The organism is Neobacillus sp. Fa239, from assembly GCF_055395235.1.
The window spans coordinates 5,295,678-5,313,016 of record NZ_AP041611.1 but is presented as its reverse complement, the minus strand read 5'-3'; the positions used below and the strand labels follow the sequence as shown (position 1 = coordinate 5,313,016).

19 protein-coding genes are annotated in these 17,339 nt (G+C 43.4%); 16 read left to right on the top strand and 3 right to left on the bottom strand.

Going from position 1 to position 17,339, the window contains the following annotated elements; translation table 11 throughout:
* Window positions 1–6: 6 nt before the first annotated feature.
* The 8 genes from nuoN to ACZ5XR_RS26200 all read left to right on the top strand — a co-directional run bounded on the left by nuoN (window position 7) and on the right by ACZ5XR_RS26200 (window position 10,101).
* Window positions 7–1,512 carry an NADH-quinone oxidoreductase subunit NuoN gene (nuoN, locus tag ACZ5XR_RS26235; RefSeq protein ID WP_464499368.1) on the top strand — a complete coding sequence of 502 codons (1,506 nt, stop codon included), beginning with the start codon at window positions 7–9 and terminating at the stop codon, window positions 1,510–1,512.
* Between the two features lie 444 nt (window positions 1,513–1,956).
* Window positions 1,957–2,214, top strand: a complete 258-nt coding sequence (locus ACZ5XR_RS26230) for a DUF1146 family protein (protein ID WP_464499367.1) — start codon at window positions 1,957–1,959, stop codon at window positions 2,212–2,214.
* Window positions 2,215–2,378: 164 nt separating this feature from the next.
* Window positions 2,379–3,122 carry a YwmB family TATA-box binding protein gene (locus ACZ5XR_RS26225; protein ID WP_464499366.1) on the top strand — a complete coding sequence of 248 codons (744 nt, stop codon included), beginning with the start codon at window positions 2,379–2,381 and terminating at the stop codon, window positions 3,120–3,122.
* 32 nt (window positions 3,123–3,154) lie between these two features.
* On the top strand, window positions 3,155–4,465 hold the full coding sequence (murA, locus tag ACZ5XR_RS26220; protein WP_464499365.1) for a UDP-N-acetylglucosamine 1-carboxyvinyltransferase: 1,311 nt from the start codon (window positions 3,155–3,157) through the stop codon (window positions 4,463–4,465).
* A 179-nt stretch (window positions 4,466–4,644) separates the two neighbouring features.
* Entirely contained in the window at window positions 4,645–5,661 is a 1,017-nt protein-coding gene (spoIID, locus tag ACZ5XR_RS26215) for a stage II sporulation protein D (RefSeq protein WP_464499364.1), read from the top strand.
* 429 nt (window positions 5,662–6,090) lie between these two features.
* Window positions 6,091–7,137: a nuclease-related domain-containing protein gene (locus ACZ5XR_RS26210; RefSeq protein ID WP_464499363.1), complete on the top strand. Its 1,047-nt coding sequence runs from the start codon at window positions 6,091–6,093 to the stop codon at window positions 7,135–7,137.
* A 97-nt stretch (window positions 7,138–7,234) separates the two neighbouring features.
* Window positions 7,235–8,026, top strand: a complete 792-nt coding sequence (locus tag ACZ5XR_RS26205) for a peptidoglycan DD-metalloendopeptidase family protein (protein WP_464502442.1) — start codon at window positions 7,235–7,237, stop codon at window positions 8,024–8,026.
* A gap of 110 nt (window positions 8,027–8,136) precedes the next feature.
* Window positions 8,137–10,101 carry a penicillin-binding transpeptidase domain-containing protein gene (locus ACZ5XR_RS26200; RefSeq protein ID WP_464499362.1) on the top strand — a complete coding sequence of 655 codons (1,965 nt, stop codon included), beginning with the start codon at window positions 8,137–8,139 and terminating at the stop codon, window positions 10,099–10,101.
* Between the two features lie 61 nt (window positions 10,102–10,162).
* Here the strand turns inward: ACZ5XR_RS26200 and ACZ5XR_RS26195 are convergent, their stop codons facing one another.
* Window positions 10,163–10,465 carry an MGMT family protein gene (locus ACZ5XR_RS26195; protein WP_464502441.1) on the bottom strand — a complete coding sequence of 101 codons (303 nt, stop codon included), beginning with the start codon at window positions 10,463–10,465 and terminating at the stop codon, window positions 10,163–10,165.
* Between the two features lie 436 nt (window positions 10,466–10,901).
* On the opposite strand from ACZ5XR_RS26195, the gene spoIIID reads away from it, so the two are divergent.
* The 4 genes from spoIIID (at window position 10,902) to fabZ (ending at window position 13,485) form a co-directional block, all read left to right on the top strand.
* Window positions 10,902–11,174, top strand: a complete 273-nt coding sequence (gene spoIIID / locus ACZ5XR_RS26190; RefSeq protein ID WP_071357605.1) for a sporulation transcriptional regulator SpoIIID — start codon at window positions 10,902–10,904, stop codon at window positions 11,172–11,174.
* A gap of 208 nt (window positions 11,175–11,382) precedes the next feature.
* Window positions 11,383–12,384, top strand: a complete 1,002-nt coding sequence (mreB, locus tag ACZ5XR_RS26185; protein WP_464499361.1) for a rod shape-determining protein MreB — start codon at window positions 11,383–11,385, stop codon at window positions 12,382–12,384.
* Between the two features lie 316 nt (window positions 12,385–12,700).
* On the top strand, window positions 12,701–12,973 hold the full coding sequence (locus ACZ5XR_RS26180; protein ID WP_464499360.1) for a DNA-directed RNA polymerase subunit beta: 273 nt from the start codon (window positions 12,701–12,703) through the stop codon (window positions 12,971–12,973).
* A gap of 77 nt (window positions 12,974–13,050) precedes the next feature.
* Complete coding sequence (fabZ, locus tag ACZ5XR_RS26175) at window positions 13,051–13,485, top strand: 3-hydroxyacyl-ACP dehydratase FabZ (protein ID WP_464499359.1); 435 nt, start codon at window positions 13,051–13,053, stop codon at window positions 13,483–13,485.
* An 88-nt stretch (window positions 13,486–13,573) separates the two neighbouring features.
* On the opposite strand, the gene ACZ5XR_RS26170 is transcribed toward fabZ, so the two are convergent.
* Complete coding sequence (locus tag ACZ5XR_RS26170) at window positions 13,574–13,996, bottom strand: YwpF family protein (protein ID WP_464499358.1); 423 nt, start codon at window positions 13,994–13,996, stop codon at window positions 13,574–13,576.
* Window positions 13,997–14,275: 279 nt separating this feature from the next.
* Here ACZ5XR_RS26170 and ssb point away from each other — a divergent pair, with 279 nt between their 5' ends.
* Window positions 14,276–14,647, top strand: coding sequence for a single-stranded DNA-binding protein (gene ssb, locus ACZ5XR_RS26165; RefSeq protein ID WP_464499357.1), 372 nt, complete (start codon window positions 14,276–14,278; stop codon window positions 14,645–14,647).
* On the top strand, window positions 14,634–14,828 hold the full coding sequence (locus ACZ5XR_RS26160) for a hypothetical protein (protein WP_464499356.1): 195 nt from the start codon (window positions 14,634–14,636) through the stop codon (window positions 14,826–14,828). The genes ssb and ACZ5XR_RS26160 overlap by 14 nt, the downstream gene beginning before the upstream one ends.
* Before the next feature lie 309 nt (window positions 14,829–15,137).
* On the opposite strand, the gene ACZ5XR_RS26155 is transcribed toward ACZ5XR_RS26160, so the two are convergent.
* Window positions 15,138–15,773: a class I SAM-dependent methyltransferase gene (locus ACZ5XR_RS26155; protein WP_464499355.1), complete on the bottom strand. Its 636-nt coding sequence runs from the start codon at window positions 15,771–15,773 to the stop codon at window positions 15,138–15,140.
* Window position 15,774: 1 nt separating this feature from the next.
* Between ACZ5XR_RS26155 and ACZ5XR_RS26150 the strand changes: the two genes are divergently transcribed.
* Window positions 15,775–16,494, top strand: a complete 720-nt coding sequence (locus ACZ5XR_RS26150; RefSeq protein ID WP_464499354.1) for a hypothetical protein — start codon at window positions 15,775–15,777, stop codon at window positions 16,492–16,494.
* An 80-nt stretch (window positions 16,495–16,574) separates the two neighbouring features.
* Window positions 16,575–17,336 (top strand): MBL fold metallo-hydrolase, encoded by a 762-nt coding sequence (locus ACZ5XR_RS26145; RefSeq protein ID WP_464499353.1) that lies wholly within the window; start codon window positions 16,575–16,577, stop codon window positions 17,334–17,336.
* The last annotated feature ends 3 nt before the right edge of the window (window positions 17,337–17,339 follow it).

The following is a 17,339-nucleotide window of genomic DNA, read 5'->3' as shown; positions in this document are numbered from 1 at the left end:
TGAAGGATGAATTTACAATCCTATAACTGGAGCGTCATGACACCGGAATTCATCATCCTGGGTGTTGCCGCCGTTCTTACCGTACTCGATTTGTTTATGCCTAAAAATCAGGACCGCAGAATTTTTGGCTGGATCAGCATCATGGGCATTTTTGCAGCGATCATTTCCGTCGTGGGCATGCTGGACCAAGGCGTTGTCTCGATCATTGATGATACGTTCCGCCTGGACGCCTATGCGAAGGCCTTTAAATTACTGCTTCTTGTTGGGGCCGGACTGGTGATGTTCTTGGCCATCAGCTACAAACCAAAAGATGGCATGGAGGAGTACCGCGGCGAGTTCTATTATTTGTTTTTAACTGCCTTGCTCGGAGCCATGATGATGGCATCAAGCGGAGACTTGATCACCTTGTTCGTCGGCTTGGAATTACTATCGATTTCTTCTTATATCTTAGCGGGTATTCGCAAACACCATTTAGGTTCAAACGAATCCTCTATGAAATACGTCATTAACGGCGGGATTTCAACAGCGATTACGCTGTTCGGGATGAGCTATGTGTACGGTTTAACTGGCACAACGAACCTCATTGCGATTGCGAACAAGCTGTCTGCCTTAGCGGACGGCCAACAAGCCTACTTGCTTGGCCTTAGTTTCTTAATGATTTTCGTTGGTTTATCCTTCAAGCTTGCCGCTGCTCCATTCCATATGTGGGCACCGGACGTGTATCAGGGGGCACCGACACCGGTTACTGCGTTCTTGAGTGTTGTTTCGAAAACAGCCGGTTTTGTTATCGTGATTCGGATTTTGTTATCCGTATTCGGCGTAGCTGCCTCTGAAGGACCTGGCTCACTGCCAATCTTACTAAAAATGCAGGACTACATTGTTGTCGTTGCTGCCGTCACGATGATTGTCGGTAACGTGATTGCCTTGAAGCAAACGAACATCAAAAGAATGTTTGCCTACTCAAGTATTGCCCATGCCGGTTACATCCTGGTTGCGTTCGCAGCAATGAGCTCGAACATGATCTATGCGATCTGGTTTTACCTATTGGCATACTTGTTCATGAACCTTGGCGCCTTCGCGGTCATCCAGCTGATTTCAGAAAAAACAGGATCAGAAAATATTTCTGATTTTGCCGGCTTGTACCGCCGTTCACCGGTGTTAGCTGTAGCGATGGGAATTCTCTTGATTTCCTTGGCCGGCTTCCCGGGTACCGCTGGTTTCATTGGTAAATTAAACATCTTTATCGGAACATTTGTCGGCACACCGCACTATATTTTGGCCGCCATCATGATCGCCACAACCGTCGTATCTTATTTCTACTACTTCGGCGTCATGACGCAAATGTTCTTCCGCCCGGCAAGCGACGAAAGCAAATTTGGCAGCATTCCATTAGGAATCATCGTCGTCCTAATCGTGGCAGTGGTCGCTTCCGTCCTATTCGGTGTAGCACCAAACCTAGCAATGAACTTCTTACAAAACCACTTTAATGAGTTCTCGGACTTTTTGAAGTAACTTAGATGGGGCCCGCGCAGTGATGCGTGGGTTTTTTTCTGTTTTCGGTTGTTGGTAGGGTTTTTGGTTATTGGCTATTAGAGTTTTGGTGGGGTTTTGGTGTGGGTCGGGAGGAATTCCGCGGGTTTTGAATGGAATTCAACGGGTTTCGATCAGTATTCCGCGAGCTTCCTTCGGAATTCCGCGAGATTTCTTCGGAATTCCGCGACTTTTGACCATGATTCCGCGGAAACCCACCATAATTCAGCGAAACAACAAAAAAAGAAGAGGCCTATTCCAACTACTTCGGCAATTCCTATAAAATTCCCACACAAAAGTTCACAGAACAGACACAATTGTAGCCAAATCGAATGTACAAAAAATTAACATTAACGAAACTTTTAAGATTTTCCCACGTCAATATGATAGAATATGGTTTGGTCACTTTTTCAAGGAGGAGGCAGATTGGTGAATGATTTTGGTCAAATAGCACTAGTTAGTATTATTTCCCATTTGGCGTTTATTTCGCTGGCATGGTGGGCGCTGCAGGCGATCCGGTTGGAGAAATTGCTAAAAGCGGGTCATGTAATCCAGGCTCGATTGCTTTATATATTATTAGCCATTGTCATTGGCTCCAATGTTAGTAACTTTTTCCTTGACTATCTGCAATGGTCAAAACAACTGCCATTGATTCTACAGTTCATACAATTGGAAAAAATTTAGGTCTTAGTACATGTTCCTTTTTTCGGACATTTTGAGTACAATTCTCTTTGTGTGTTATTTACATACAATGATTTGTGAACTACCAAACTTATCGAATTTTGACGAGAATTCCCAAGTATGCTCTCACCCTCATTGGAGACAATGGTAGTAAGGGGGAGAGTAAATTGAAGAGATATAGCAAATTTCTATTATGTATCATTGCGATTGTAATCTTTATGGGGAATCGAAGTACGAATGCCGCAGAAAAAGGCCTTGATTTGATAAAAATTGGTTCCGTTTTTCAAACAGAAAATATTATGCTCAGTGAATGGTCATTGTATGCACGAGAACATTTGGTTGACCTGAAAAGTGAAAAAGAAGTACAGGTTTATGCGAAGGAGCTTCAGCGTAAGTTTCCCGATTGGGATTGGTCCACGACTAACACCAGCGAAAAATGGGAAGTAACAGCAGTATCTCCAGCTTCAGACCACCACAAAGAAACACTTCAACTTATGGCAACCCACACAAAACAACCTGTCAATGCGTATATAGTATATAGGGTCAGCGGTAACGTGTGGAATAAGGAGACAGAGTCCTTTTTCACTACGGATCAATTCAAAACTAGGCTAAGCGACGTATTTCGAGGAAAAGTAACATTTTTCTCTTGTATGAAAGGCAGCGTCAGTGATAAGATTGATAAAGCTTTACCAACAAAAGTAAACAAGTTACTGTCTGATTTGCATGCAAAAAAAATCGAAGCGTTAAAAGAGGAGACGTTCATGTCTGTGACTGCTTTTTCTCCGATGTTTTCAGAAGAGCTCGAAAGTGGAAAAAAAGATATGAATCTACAAATTGGGGTACGCTCCGAAGGATTGGGCGCTAAGACGACTATCGTAATTGGCACACCAATCATAACGATTGAATATTAATATAGAGAAAATGGACGCGGAGGGGAATACTCTTGGAAAAGATTATCGTCCGCGGCGGACAAAGGCTTACTGGAACGGTGAAAGTTGAAGGTGCAAAGAATGCCGTTTTGCCTGTTATCGCTGCAACATTATTAGCAAGTGATGGAAAAAGTGTAATTCGTGATGTGCCTACACTCTCCGATGTATACACAATTAATGAAGTATTACGTAACTTAAACGCTGAAGTGGTGTTTGAAAATAATACAGTTGTAGTCGACGCATCCAGAGAGTTAAAAGTAGAGGCGCCATTCGAGTATGTTCGAAAAATGCGGGCGTCTGTCCTTGTCATGGGATCACTATTGGCTCGTAATGGCCGGGCTCGGGTCGCTTTACCTGGCGGCTGTGCCATTGGATCCCGCCCTATCGATCAGCATCTAAAAGGCTTCGAAGCTATGGGTGCAACCGTAAAGGTAGGGAACGGCTTTATTGAAGCGGAAGTAAATGGCCGCTTAAAAGGTGCAAAAATTTATTTAGACTTCCCAAGTGTTGGGGCAACCGAAAATATCATGATGGCGGCAACTCTCGCAGTTGGGACGACCATCATCGAAAACGTCGCGAAGGAACCTGAAATCGTCGACTTGGCAAACTTCCTGAACAAAATGGGCGCGAAGGTAAGAGGCGCCGGAACAGGCACACTTCGTATCGAGGGTGTCGATGTGCTATTTGGTGCAGACCATAACATCATTCCGGACCGTATCGAAGCGGGTACTTTCATGGTAGCTGCCGCGATTACAGGGGGAAATGTGCTGGTTAAAGGAGCTGTGCCTGAGCACTTATCTTCTTTAATCGCAAAAATGGAAGAAATGGGCGTCACGATTTTTGAAGAAGAAGATGGCGTTCGTGTCATCGGTCCTGATCGCTTAAAGGCTGTTGACATCAAAACGATGCCACACCCAGGCTTCCCAACCGATATGCAATCACAAATGATGGCGCTCTTGCTTCGCGCAGATGGAACTTCCATGATAACCGAAACGGTCTTTGAAAACCGTTTTATGCATGTAGAGGAATTCAGACGCATGAATGCCGACATCAAAATTGAAGGACGTTCCGTCATCTTAAACGGCCTATCCAACCTGCAGGGTGCCGAAGTTTCTGCTACAGACCTTCGCGCAGCTGCCGCCTTGATCTTAACAGGATTAGTTGCTGATGGCGTGACACGCGTAACAGAATTGAAGCATTTAGACCGCGGCTATGTTAAATTTCACGAAAAGCTGGCGGGACTAGGTGCTGACATCGAACGCATCCTAGAACAAGACGAAACCTTTACAATCATTGAACCACTAATTTCAGACCTAAATGCCTAACTCATAAAGAAAACCGGAGAATGAAAAATTCTTCGGTTTTTTTGTCATAAAAGCTTGTCCCCCTCCATAAGTATGAAATGTGATGGATAAGACAGCAGTGTCCACCCCACGTGGACATTTTTGTGTTTTGTCCACGAACGGTGCCTGTCACCGCAAATTTCAAACTTGGAGGCACAGTCATGAAAAAATTCAAACCACTCGTCGTACTAGTATCATTTTTAGTTGCCGTAACGTTGATGATTCCCACGGTCCTGGTATTGCCGTATATGGAGGGCAAAGCGACCGGAAAATTGGGTGAAGATCTGACACAGGCTCCGATTAAAAAAACAGCTGCTTCTTCTGCCGATGCATCTGTGGAAGTCGCTGTATATCGGGCGGCCAAAGGGAAAATTGAGACTGTACCAATGGAAAATTACCTCGTCGGAGTGGTTGCTGCTGAAATGCCGGCTGAATTCAATGAGGAGGCCCTCAAGGCCCAGGCCCTCACTGCGAGGACTTATATTGTCAATAAAATGATTACGAAAGAAAGCCTTGGTGTTCCAAAAGGAGCAGAGGTAACGGATACACAGCTCAACCAGGTTTATAAAAGTGATGATGAGCTAAAGAGGGAATGGGGAATCGATTACAGCTGGAAAAGAAAAAAAATCCTTGATGCCGTAAAAGCGACAAGCGGACAAATTATAACCTATAAGGGAGCCCCAATTGATGCATCATTTTTTTCGACAAGCAACGGCTACACGGAAAATTCCGAAGATTATTGGTCTGGAAAAATCCCCTATTTAAGAAGCGTCCCAAGCCCATGGGATTTAAAATCACCGAAATTCACCTACCAAGAAGTGAAAACCGTTTCTGAGTTTGAAGCGAAGCTTGGGGTCAAGATAGGTTCAAGTTCCAATATCGGCACGATCATTGATCGAACAGCAGGAAATCGCGTTGGAAAAGTCAATATAAATGGAAAAATCCTTACCGGAAGAGACATCCGTGACAAACTTGATTTAAAGTCCTCCGACTTCACCTGGAAGCGCAGAGGAAACGATATCATCATCACAACACGGGGCTTTGGCCACGGCGTCGGAATGAGCCAATACGGAGCCAATGGAATGGCGTCAGAAGGCAAAAGCTACAAACAAATTGTCAAGTATTACTACAAAGGCGTACAGATCAGCTCCGCCCAGGGTATGCTCGCGAAAATCTAGAGTCAGGCACTTTGTGCCTGGCTTTTTTTGTGTGTTAAGTTTTGGTGGAAAATAAAATAGTCAAATTGGCAAATAAATCGGTGGAAGTGGAAAATAAAATCTCTAAAGTGGACAATAAAAAAGGAATCCAATGAAAAAGGTAATTGGATTCTTAAAAAATTGAATGAGAAATTGAGAAAATAAATGAGGCATTCTTTGAAAAGGTATGAGGATCCCTTAAAAATTGAGTAAATTACATGAGATGGAAAATAAAATAGTCAAAGTGGCAAATAAATCGATGGAAGTGGAAAATAAAATCTCCAAAGTGGTAAATAAAATGCCCCAACAATTATAGCAAAAATAAACCATACAAAAAAACACAAAAAAGGTCAACTTTTGCAGGGTTTTCTATTACAAATAAAGAAATTGTTAGAAAAATAGAAAGGATTGATGCTTTTGATAGAAAAACCTTGCGCACTTTCATGGAGAATCATTAAACTTTACACACTAAAAAGGAGGTATCCTCTTAATTTTCCGAAATGGCCCGATATTGCTACGGAACTTGTCAATAGAATTTTAGGATACCAAGGGGAGAAATCGTTGGATTTTTACTTGGACCAGCTGTCGACGACAAAATATACTATTTTTCATGATATTCGCCTATTTGATGGAAAATACTATTTTCAAATTGATATCCTAATCTTATGTAAGAGATTTGCATTGATACTTGAATCAAAGAATAGGGGCGGAGAAATCGTATTCGAAAGGGATATTAATCAAACTACAATTAAGAAACACAACAAAAGGAAAAGAATCGCAAATCCAATTTTGCAGGCACAGCTCCAAGCGATAAAGCTGAAAAAATGGCTGCGGGAGCACAACTGTGCGGAGCTTCCAATTAGGTACCTTTTTGTAAATTGTAAAGAAGAAACGTTAATTACAATGGAACACAATTATGAACACGCTCATCATATTTGCAATAGTGAAGGATTGATAGAGAAAATAGGTGATATCGCAAGTGAATATAAAGATGATAGTATTGACACAAAGGAATTTCGAAAAATCAAACGCCTCATTTTAACGAACCACACTCCTGACAATCCTGATATTCTTCAACAATTTAATATTCCTTCAAAAGAGATCCTCACTGGAGTGTTTTGTCCCTTTTGTGGATTTCTACCGGTCAATTATCATTATGGGAAGTGGCGCTGCACAAATTGCAAAAAGACCTCAAAAGATGCTCATGTTCCGGCAATCTACGATCATTTTCTCCTTATTAAACCCACGATAACGAATAGCGAATTACGTCAACTTCTACATATTCAATCCATAAAAGTTGCGAATAAAATCCTTAACTCCATGAATTTGCCCTATACAGGAGTAAATAAGGGCCGAGTCTATGAACAACCACCAATGGAGGAGTTTCATACGATCCTTTGCGACCTAATTAAATCGGAAGAAGAGAAGGAGAAAAAACTTTCACCACCCCATGCATAAAATCCCACCCACCAACAAAAAATAATTCTAAAAAAATTTTCTGACTAGTGTATATAATTCTACTTAAATGTTCAGAATGATTGCTGAGGTGATGAAAATGAGAGAGGAAGAAAACAAACGATCTTCTCAAAAAAGCTTTTTCAAAAAGCGTTGGGTATTTCCAGCCATTTATATCGCAAGTGCAGCAATCATTCTGACCGGAGTTCTTTGGTATCAAAGCGCGAGCAAGCCATCTGACAAGTTCGGCTACAATACATCGAACCAAGCTGGCCAAAAGAGCGACAACCAAGCCGCTGTTGAAGTAAACCAAACTTTGGAGAACTTCCAAATGCCGGTGAAAAATTCGGACTCTGCTGTCATCGAAAAGAAATTCTATGATTTCAATGCCAGCACAAAGGATCAGGAAGCAGCTCTAGTATTCTACAACAACACTTACCAGCCAAACACTGGTATCGACCTCACGATGAAGGACGGGGAAACATTTGATGTCGTTGCAGCACTAAGCGGTACCGTTACAAAAGTGAACGAGGATTCCGTTTTAGGCAATGTCATCGAAATCGAGCATGACAAAGGGGTTGTTACACAATATCAATCCGTTAAAGACATTAACGTCAAGGTTGGCGATCAAGTAAAACAAGGACAAGTCATTGCCAAGGCTGGACAAAGCTTGTTCAACGAAAAAGCTGGTACCCACGTACATTTTGAAATTCGCAAAGATGGGGTAGCTGTCAATCCGTCAGACTACTTCAACAAACCATTAAGCGCATTGCAAGATGCAGCTAGCACGAATCAAAAAGTCAAAGAAGATAAAGCCAAAAACATCATGAATGATGGTTCTGGCACACCTTCTGACAACTCTACTGATTCAACTGACAACACAAACTCATAATTTTGGAACAAAGGAGAAGGGGAAACCTTCTCCTTTTTTTATTTGAAAAGCAACAAAATTGGCTCCTGCCCAATATATGTTAAAATAATAGAATAAAGGGGGAGGACGTCTTGAAAAAAGTACTAGGGCTCCTGCTGCTAGTCTTTCTGGCAATACTGGCCGGCTGCAGCAAGGAACCGACACCACAGGATCGATTTGCTTCATATGTCGCATTATGGAACCAACAAAAATTTGATAAAATGTATGATTACCTTTCCGATAATGCCAAAAAGAAGATTACCAAAAAAGATTTTACGACCCGCTACAAGAAAATCTACAATGACCTACAAATCAAAGACCTCAAGATTGACTTCAAGAAGCCAAAGAAAGACGGCGTTACCGTTTTTCCTTTTACGGCCAAAATGAACAGTGTCGCTGGACCGATTCAATTCACCGAAAAAGCCAATATGAAAGAACAGGATAAAAACTGGTATGTAGACTGGAATACTGGGTTCATTTTTCCAAAGCTGGAGGAGGGGGACAAAATTTCACTCCACACGACCAGCCCTGTGCGCGGAGCAATCCTTGACCGCCAAGGCAAACAGCTGGCCGCAAACGGTCAAGTGTACGAAGTCGGTGTCGTTCCTGGAAAGATGGGTACCCAGAAAGAACAGGTGATTAAGAAGTTAGCAAGCTTATTAAAGCTGACACCTGAACAAATTAACAGTGATTTGAATGCGAGCTGGGTGAAGCCTGAACTGTTTGTGCCTCTGGGAAGGGTTTCCATGGAGGACCACAAGCGGATTGCGGAGCTCGTGAAATTGGACTCTGTACGTACGATGAAGGTAGGGGCAAGGGTATATCCTTTGAAAGAGGCAGCTGCACAACTGACTGGCTATGTCGGTCCGATTACGGCAGATGAGCTGGCCGCTCGAAAGGATCAAGGCTATACCGCTGAGGATATCATCGGTAAGCGCGGCCTCGAGCAAGTGTATGATGAAGAGCTTCGCGGCAAAAGCGGTGTGAAGATCACGATTCAAAAGGCGGATGGCAGTGAACAGGTTCTGGCGGAGAAACCAGTTGAGAACGGAAAAACGATCAAACTGACGATTGACGCCAAGTTGCAGGTGGCGCTGTATGATCAACTGAAGGGGAATGCAGGCGCATCAGCGGCCATGAACCCGATGACTGGGGAAACCCTGGCGCTCGTCAGCAGCCCGTCGTTTGACCCGAATCAAGCCACCTTAGGCTTCTCCGCGGATGAATGGAATGCTCTTCAAAAGAACCAAGCCTTGACAACGCGCTTTAAGCAAACGTACGCCCCTGGTTCGGTCATGAAGGCGATCACCGCAGGGATAGCGCTTTCGGATAAAGCGATTGACCCTGGCAAGGGCGTGGCGATCAGCGGGCTGAAGTGGCAGAAGGATAAGTCGTGGGGAAAATACTTTGTGACGCGGGTGCACGCAGCAAGCCCGGTCAATTTGGAAAAAGCGCTGTTGTATTCGGACAATATTTATTTTGCGCAGACGGCCTTGAAAATGGGCAGGAATGCCTTTATGGATGGCTTGAAAAAGTTTGGCTTTGAAGAGGAGCTGAATTATCCGTTTCCATTGGTCAATTCGACAATAGGAACTATGGGCAGTGAAATCGCGCTTGCGGACTCCGGATACGGGCAGGGGCAAATCCAGATGAATATCGTTCACTTGATGTCGTCCTATACGGCGCTTGTGAATGGTGGAAATATGATGAAGCCGATACTACTCGCGAGTGATGCGAAGAGCCAGGTATGGAAGAATCAGGCTATGTCAGCGGATGTGGCCCGAATGATTGCTGCGGAACTTAGAAAAGTAGTCGGCAATCCAAGCGGCACGGCCCATGCTGCCGAGATTCCAGGCTACCCGCTGGCCGGCAAAACAGGGACAGCCGAGATCAAGGAAAAGCAAGGGGAAACCGGCAAACAAAATGGCTGGTTCATCGCCTATAATACGACGAAGCCAAGCTTGATGATCGCGATGATGGTCGAGAACGTTCAGAAGCGCGGCGGCTCACAAGTGCCGGTCAAGAAAGTGAAAAAAGTATTTGAAATGATGAAGTAAAACCAGGCGGATGCCTGGTTTTTTTGCGCGTGTATAAAGTGGCAAATAAAATGGCCTATTTCTAAAGTTCCGGCTGGTACAAATATTTATCCAAATCCACTGTGTTTCGCGGCCCGACTTCAATTCCTTCGCTCTCCAGCAAAAACACTTGCTCCTCATTGTCCTCCAAGCCAATTTTCCCCTGCGAATTGATGACGCGATGCCACGGCAGCCGATGCTTCTTGCTCATGGAATGAAGAACTCGGACGACCTGGCGCGCCGCCCGTGGACTACCCGCACATTTCGCAATCTGGCCATAGGTCATGACCCGGCCGTCGGGAATATTTTTAATAATCGTAAGTACTTTTTCAGTAAATGGTGTCATGGCGATGTTCCTTTCCTGCTTCTGCCTCATTATACATCCAATATTTCCGCCTCGACAAATTTCTTCGGAAATAATGGAATTTGAATCAATTTCCATAAAAAACCCATGTGTAGTAAGGTTTGTAGCCGTGTCGAATGATGAAATTATCTATTTATTCTGAAAATAAGGCATCTCCAATTGTCCCATTTTCAAAAATCTTCCGTCAATATTGAGTTTTCGTGCATATTCTCGTATCCAAGCTAATAAAATGTTACAAACCTTTACAAAGAGTGTGTTTGAGGTGAGGAGTCGTTTGAAGGGTGCGGTGAATGAAGTCGGGGACATGATTATACGATGTATTTAAGCCGTGTGGCAACATTCGGCAGCAGAATTTCGTCTTAGTGATAAGCGGGTCTCATTTCACACTACTCACTACCAATTTAGGGAGGGCGAGAGTGTGCACGATTACATCAAAGAGAGAACTATCAAGATTGGAAAGTATATCGTGGAGACGAGGAAAACAGTTCGCGTTATCGCGAAGGAGTTTGGCGTATCCAAAAGTACAGTCCATAAGGATTTGACAGAGAGGCTTCCTGAAATTAATCCAGAGCTGGCGAATGAGGTAAAAGAAATTCTAGATTATCATAAATCGATCCGTCACCTCAGGGGCGGGGAAGCAACCAAGATGAAGTACCAGAAAGAAGAAAGAGAAGGCGAGACAGTAAAATAATCATTAATGAAAAATTAATCCAAAATTTATTAAAAAAACGTTGTAGATTAGCCGTTTTTAGGGCATTCTCTAATAGTCCTCCTTTTCCGACATGATTCTGCAAAAATCACCATATTTCTGTAATAAAAGTATGGAATTTTTAAAGAATGTGATACAATTAACCATTAGGAAAGTATGAGGAATCCGTTCAAGGAGGAAAGAAAAGAGAATGTTTGCAAGGGATATTGGAATTGACTTAGGTACCGCTAACGTGTTAATTCACGTTAAAGGTCGTGGAATTGTCTTAAATGAGCCTTCTGTCGTGGCAATTGATAAAAATACAAATCGAGTTTTGGCTGTGGGTGAGGAAGCTCGCCGCATGGTCGGACGTACACCAGGTAACATTGTCGCGATCCGCCCGCTTAAAGACGGTGTAATCGCAGACTTTGATGTAACAGAAGCAATGTTAAAGCATTTTATAAATAAATTGAACGTGAAAGGCTTTTTATCAAAGCCGCGTATTTTGATCTGCTGCCCAACGAACATCACAAGCGTTGAGCAAAAGGCGATCAAGGAAGCTGCTGAAAAAAGCGGCGGCAAAAAGATTTACCTTGAAGAAGAACCAAAAGTAGCGGCCATCGGTGCGGGAATGGATATATTCCAGCCAAGCGGCAACATGGTCGTGGACATCGGGGGAGGAACAACAGATGTTGCCGTCCTATCAATGGGTGATATCGTGACTTCTTCCTCCATCAAAATGGCCGGCGACAAATTCGACATGGAAATTCTCAACTACATCAAGCGCGAGTACAAGCTCTTGATCGGCGAGCGTACGGCTGAGAATATCAAAATCAGCATCGGAACCGTCTTCCCTGGCTCTCGTTCAGAGGAAATGGAAATCCGCGGCCGCGATATGGTCAGCGGACTACCTCGTACCATCTCTGTTCGTTCCGAAGAAATCGAACAAGCATTGCGCGAGCATGTCTCAGTCATCGTCCAGGCGGCAAAGAGTGTCCTTGAGCGTACACCACCGGAATTGTCTGCCGACATCATCGACCGCGGCGTCATTTTGACTGGCGGCGGAGCTCTGTTGCACGGAATCGATATGCTTTTAGCGGATGAATTAAAGGTTCCAGTATTGGTCGCTGAAAATCCAATGGATTGCGTCGCCATCGGTACGGGCATCATGCTCGATAATATCGACCGTCTGCCAAAAAGAAAATTAGGGTAAGCGATGTGAAAAGTCTGATGACAGAAGAGGTCATTGGGCTTTTTTTGTTTGGTGTGGTTTGGTTTGGCATATAAGTGGCTTGAAGCGACACATAAACTTAAAGAAGCGGCACATAAATTGGTGAAAGCTGCATATAAACCACTCAATGTGACACATAAAATATGATCGACCCTATCCAGACAGCAACCATAATTCGAGCAATTTTTGCATGAATCGACTTTTTCCTAAAAAAGTTAATGTGGATTTTAAAATAATTTTTTATAATAGAGGTATATTTATAATAGGACCTACCGGAATCGCTAAAAGGGGAATATGAATGTCTGAACAAGTGAAATCGAGGGAAGCATATAAAAAATTAAAATATCAAGAAAACAAAGAGACTCAAGCGGAAGTGCGCCCAAGTAAGCAGCAGGTCAGGGTCCGGCTGATTCCTATTTGGCTTCGGCTCATTCTCTTGGTTGTTTTCATCTTTATAAGCTTGGCAGCGGGGGCTATGGTTGGTTATGGAGTGCTTGGAAACGGAAAAACGCTGGATGTGTTTAAAGAGTCCACTTGGACCCACATTCGCGATCTAGTCGATAAAAAATAGGAAGGGGTAACCCTTCCTTTTGTCTTATTTTAATAGTAGAATGTTATTATAACCTAATATTAGTAGGAGGTACTAAAATGCTTGATGTTACTCAAATTAAAGAAATCATTCCGCATCGCTACCCATTTTTATTGGTCGATAAAATTTTGGAGGTAGAAGAAGGGAAAAGTGCAGTTGGGATTAAGAACGTTACTGCTAATGAGGAATTCTTTAATGGCCATTTTCCTGACTATCCCGTTATGCCGGGTGTTTTGATCGTTGAAGCTCTTGCACAGGTTGGGGCCGTGGCTATGTTAATAAAGGAAGAAAACCGCGGACGCTTAGCCTTTTTTGCCGGAATTGATGGCTGCCGATTCAAAAGACAAGTTAAGCCTGGCGATCAACTGCGCCTTGAAGTGGAAATCATCCGCCTGCGCGGACCAGTTGGAAAAGGCAAAGCCGTTGCCACAGTCGACGGAGAAGTTGCCTGCGAAGCCGAAATCACCTTTGCATTAGGTGAAAAGAAAGAATGACCGGAATTCTCCGGTCATTCTTTTTATGGGTAGTGTCCACCCCGTATGTACAAATGGGGTCAAAATGTCCACGAACGGTGCCTGTCACCTAATTTTTTAATTTCGGTTTGCTTTTCATTTTGTCTCTGAATTCGGTGAGGAGGGCCGGGCCGTTTAGGCCTTTTTGCAGCAGGTTCTCGAGCAGGAGCTCGGAGTAGTCGCGGCGGTAGCGGCGCAGGCGGCCTTCGAGCAAGACGCCGATATGGTTTTCGAATTTATTTAATGTGCTGACTTTGGTTTGAAAATAGGCAGGATCATTTTCCTTTTTCGTAATCACAGCCTCCACGATGATGTCGCGTTTTTCATCGGTAATTTTCTTAAAATAATCATAGAGAGACAAACTGGTATAAGCCTCAAGCAGCCAGGTGGAGCCTTCGTCTTCCTTATTGATAATCAAACCATCCTCTAACGGAACGACCACTGAATTGTTTTCTTCCACTACTTCCAGCGAGATTAGCTTAAAGGTTTTCATCACATCAGCCTCCTTGCTTCAATTTTATTGAAATACATTCATAAATAAAAGCCATCTAAATTATACCATACCCCTAGACAAGGCAATTGTCGAAAAAAAAATGTCGACTTATGCAAAAAAACCATTTTTGACCTAAAAATGCTCCCAAAAAACCCTATTACTCTGGACGAAACGACCTTTTTCAGGCGATTTCCAGCAAGAATAGGACTTTTCCCCCATTTTACAGGGGATGTGGAATGGGACTATGATAAAGCCATAACATGTGAGAGGAGATGAAATATGATCAATCAAGTTATACTTGTTGGCCGATTGACGAAGGACCCCGAGCTGCAAAAGACGCCGGAAGGGACGGCGGTCACCCATGTGACCTTGGCTGTCACCCGTCATTTTCGAAATCAAAATGGCGAGCTTGATGCCGATTTTGTCCAATGCGCCATATGGAGAAAGGCAGCTGAGAACACGGTCCAATATTGCCGAAAGGGCTCAGTCGTCGGGATCACCGGAAGGCTCCAAACCCGTCACTACGATAACCGAGAAGGAAAACGAATCTATGTGACAGAGGTGGTAGCGGAGCAAATTCGCTTTTTAAGTTCAAAGCCAAGCGGACAACCTGTAAAAAAAGAGGAAGTGCTGGTTCATGTATCACAATGATGAAGGGCGGCTCCTGGAAACATTAATAAAAATGGTAGGAAAAGCAAATCAAAATGTCGATAGCCTGCAGCGGCGTGTCAACCAGTTAGAACGGTTCATTAAGGAACAAATCATGGAGCAGAGCACGATTGAAATCCATCCACCACATCCACCGATCCCCCACCAAAGAATAGTAAGCTGAATGGTTTCCAAAAAAATTTCCCCATAAAATAGTTTCCTTATTAGAAAAAATCAATCATCTCTTCGCAACTATCCTTCCGATTTTCCCGGCAGTCATGTCGGGAATTTTTGCTATTGATGAATAATATCATTCCTATTGGTTATACTCTATAGAAAACCCCCCTGTTTTTTTGATAAAGGCTGCTGAATCCATTTCAGCGGCCTTTTGTAATTATTATTGAAATTATTGTATGGTAATGGAAATAAATGTAATAAAGGGAGGATTTTATCGAATGGAATCAAAGAGGAGGAAGCAAGAAAATAGATTTCTTCAAATTCTTTCAATTTCAATAAAGATAATATTCTCGTTTTTTTCTACAAAAAAATCAAAACTCCGGACCTCGCATGGAGGGATTTCCGCCATTAAATTTTTCATTCCTGCTTCGTTTCGATAGATTAACCACCAGTCACCACAAGCTTCCATCATGCCTCTGCAGGGAATGGACGGGAGGAAATTAGCGATGAGCAATCGCCCGCCCGGCTTCAGATGAGAAAACAGTTTGCTTGTAAGTTTGCTCGCAAATTTAGCGGGCAAATAATCATATAGACCTGCTGAATAAATGAAGTCGAATGTAGAGAGCGGAATCCTGCCGCGAACGATCTCGACCACGGAAGCCGGAATCATTTCTCCAAAATTTTGAAGAATTTCTCCTGCGACAGTAGGGGATTCCTTGTCTTGATCAATGGCCACGAAATGACCAAAGGCGTTTTTCGGAAAATCCATCAGTTCCCGCAAATGACCGGAACCGACAGATAGGATATGCGGTTTGAAGGTCCGGCCGATGGTCTCCTCGATCTTTTGCGAAAGGATCCTTCGCCGCTCACGAACAGCCCGACAGGCAGAACTAAGGGTGTTAAATTCTGTCACCTTTTTTCGAGTCGTGATCGGCGGGATATTAGGAATCATAATGTCCCTATGGCTCAAGCGATTTCTGCCCATTGTCAAAGATTTTCTTTCCGTGTTTAATGTCGTTCCCCCCATCATCATTACTTTATTCCTGATGGTCCCCGTAGCCGGCACGATATCTGCAAACGCCGTAATAGGTTATGTGAAGGAAGACATGGTGAATATGATTTTGCTTTATCAAATGATTGTTTTGGTGATCATGGGCATTCCATCCGTTCTGATCATGACAGCTGAAATCATCGACAAATTCAAAAGTGAGACCTTTATTGAAAGCTCCTATTTAATGGGAGCAGGTCATTTCCATGTGCTAAAAACGCATCTGAAGCCCTTTTTGAAATCATATGGCTTATTAATGTCGATGCAGCACTTGATCAATATGTTAGTACTGATGATGTTCCTCGGCGCCTTTGGCATTTATATCGGCGGGATGTCACAGGAGGAGGTGGTCGGGCTCGACACACCCAATTCGTTGACGAAGGAATGGGCAGGGCTCATCGGCCAAAACTATGGCGAGTTTTATCGATCTCCTTGGATTGTGTTTGACCCGCTTATTTGCTACTTTTTCCTGATTTTAATTATTAATATGATCAAAAAAGAGCTTGAATCGGCCATCGATCATCACGCATTTTTTAAAAAGAAAAAAGCCAAGAGGAAACAGCCAGCAGCTGTGGGTAAAAAAATCAGCACCGGGGATTTCACTTTACAAAGGAAGGTAAATTAAAAAGGGGTTGCTGCGGCAGCTCCTTTTTAGATATAATTTATATAAACTATACAGTCGGTTTATTAAAGGAGGAATAATTTATGAGAATTCAAAGAATCCAATGGGCGGGGATTTTGCTGGAGAACCATGAGGAGGTAGTGATGATTGACCCTGCTTTTAATAGTTTTGATCCAAGCTTTTTTGGCGAGCCATTGGAGGAGTTATTTGAACTGGATTCATTTGCGAGGCCTGATGTGATTGCGATTACCCATCTTCATTCCGACCATTTTGATCCGGGGTCAATCCGTAAACATTTTGGAGAGAATGTCAGCATTGTTGTCCCGAAGAAGTGTGTCGAGAAGGTTCATTCTGCGGGATTCCAGAGGGTCACGGGTTTAGAGGCAGGTGAAAGCTTTGTGCTGGGAAACTTCGAAATTTTTGCAGAGAAGGCAGTGGATGGTTTAGGGGACGAACAGGTTTCGTGGGTCATCAGAAACAAGGAGCAAACGTTCATCCATTGCGGTGATACATTGTGGCATGGCTATTGGTGGAAAGTCGCCGAGAAATACGGTCCGATGGATGTGGCTTTTCTTCCGATTAATGCAGCGGTGGTAAGGGATGATGGAATGATACCAAGCAACCAGCCGATTTGCATGGGGCCGGAACAGGCCATTGCTGCAGCGAAAGTCCTCAATTGTCAAATCGTCGTACCCATTCACTACGGAACCTTTCACAATCCACCCATTTATATTGAAACAGAATCTTCACTTGATCGATTGAAGGGAGACGTGGAAATAAAGGTTTTGAAAAATAAAGAAGGTTTTTTCTATAATGGAAAGCTGAATAAAAAAAGCAACCTGTGAGGT